Source organism: Duganella aquatilis, from assembly GCF_009674565.1.
In the GTDB taxonomy this organism is placed as follows: Bacteria; Pseudomonadota; Gammaproteobacteria; order Burkholderiales; family Burkholderiaceae_D; genus Rugamonas; species Rugamonas aquatilis.
This window is the reverse complement of sequence record NZ_WKJL01000070.1, coordinates 1-403: the sequence shown is the minus strand read 5'-3', so window position 1 is coordinate 403 and position 403 is coordinate 1. Positions and strand designations below refer to the sequence as shown.

General features: G+C 45.9%; 2 rRNA genes. Both read right to left on the bottom strand.

What is annotated here, in order from left to right:
• Nucleotides 1–88: ribosomal RNA gene (locus tag GJ698_RS30270) — 23S ribosomal RNA — on the bottom strand; the annotation flags it as partial.
• 225 nt (nt 89–313) lie between these two features.
• Nucleotides 314–403, bottom strand: a 16S ribosomal RNA gene (locus GJ698_RS30265); the annotation flags it as partial.

Below are 403 nucleotides of genomic sequence, written 5' to 3'. Positions count from 1 at the left end.
TAGCTCCCCGCAGCTTATCGCAAGCTACTACGTCCTTCATCGCCTGTAATCGCCAAGGCATCCGCCATGTGCACTTATTCACTTGTCCCTATAACCTTGACGGCTATTAGGCAAGCATTTACTACTTGTGATGATGAGTTTTACTACCCTAAGTGTGTATTTCTACACGCTTAAATAAAACTTTACTTCTTCCAGATTGTTAAAGAACGATACTGCTTTTACCTAAGCCTCAAGGCTTACGTAAAACCAGTGATCTATTACAGCCGATAAGTGTGGACGCTTGATGTGGTTACAAGAACCAGTGCTACTCTAGAAAGGAGGTGATCCAGCCGCACCTTCCGATACGGCTACCTTGTTACGACTTCACCCCAGTCACGAATCCTACCGTGGTAAGCGCCCTCCT